Annotated in this window: 1 protein-coding gene and 1 pseudogene; both read right to left on the bottom strand. The window is 55.0% G+C overall.

Translation table 11 applies throughout. From position 1 onward, the window contains the following. A partial coding sequence (locus BGP75_RS10585) for an ABC transporter permease subunit (protein WP_407067337.1) occupies nucleotides 1-360 on the bottom strand: 360 nt, incomplete at its 3' end. 138 nt (nucleotides 361-498) lie between these two features. Continuing rightward, nucleotides 499-874: pseudogene (locus BGP75_RS10580) on the bottom strand (ABC transporter substrate-binding protein); the annotation flags it as partial.

Raw genomic sequence — 874 nt, 5'->3', positions numbered from 1 at the left:
GCTGAAGATATCTTTGCCCCAAATCAGCAAAGCGGCCCCGCGTAAGAAGATCGAAGCCCCGATGGTGATAATAATGGTGGCCACCACCGTGGCGCCCCGGGCGGGTTCAATGGCGAACTTGTTCAGTCCCATCCCCACCAGCGTCACGATCAAAGTGGCGACAATCAGGGCCAGCGGATAAGGCACACCGGCGGCCAACAAGCCAACGGCCGACATGGCCCCCAGCATCACGAACTCGCCCTGGGCAAAATTCACCACACCGGAGGCGTTATAAATAATGGCAAACCCCAGCCCCACCAGGGCATAGGTGGAACCGACCGACAGACCGGTTACCAAGAACTGTATTATCTGATCAAACATATGCTTACCTCGCCCCGCCGTTCTCACCGGAGTCTGTCAGACGGACCCTTGGCCACTCATTCATGACCCATGATCCGCAACATCGACACACTCCGGCAATCAACCGCAGGGATCATGCAGGAAAAAAGAAAACCGGTATTATTTCACCAGCGTCCAGTTTCCGTTGCGGATCTCCAGCATCCGGAAAGCATCCAGGTCGAGGCCCAGGTGATCATTTTTGGTCATATTGAAGATACCGCCGGTGCCGATAAAGTCCTGCGTGGCTTCAATCTCAGCACGGACGATTTTCTTCTTGGTACTGTTGGCACGATCGATCGCTTCTAACGCAATCATCAAGCCATCATAAGCATGCCCCCCAAAGGTGGAGACAGGGCCGTGTTTGGCTTCATAGGCGGTTTTATAGGCCATCAGCACCGATTTTTGCTTATCGCCGTCTTCGAGGATATCCGCCACCAGCAGGGCTGCGGCCGGTAAGCGCACCCCTTCAGAGGCTTCACCCGCCAGTTCAATAAAC

Source organism: Motiliproteus sp. MSK22-1 (assembly GCF_001968815.1).
Classification (GTDB): domain Bacteria; phylum Pseudomonadota; class Gammaproteobacteria; order Pseudomonadales; family Balneatricaceae; genus Motiliproteus.
The sequence above is the reverse complement of the archived record's forward strand: the minus strand, read 5'-3'. Positions and strand labels throughout refer to the sequence as shown.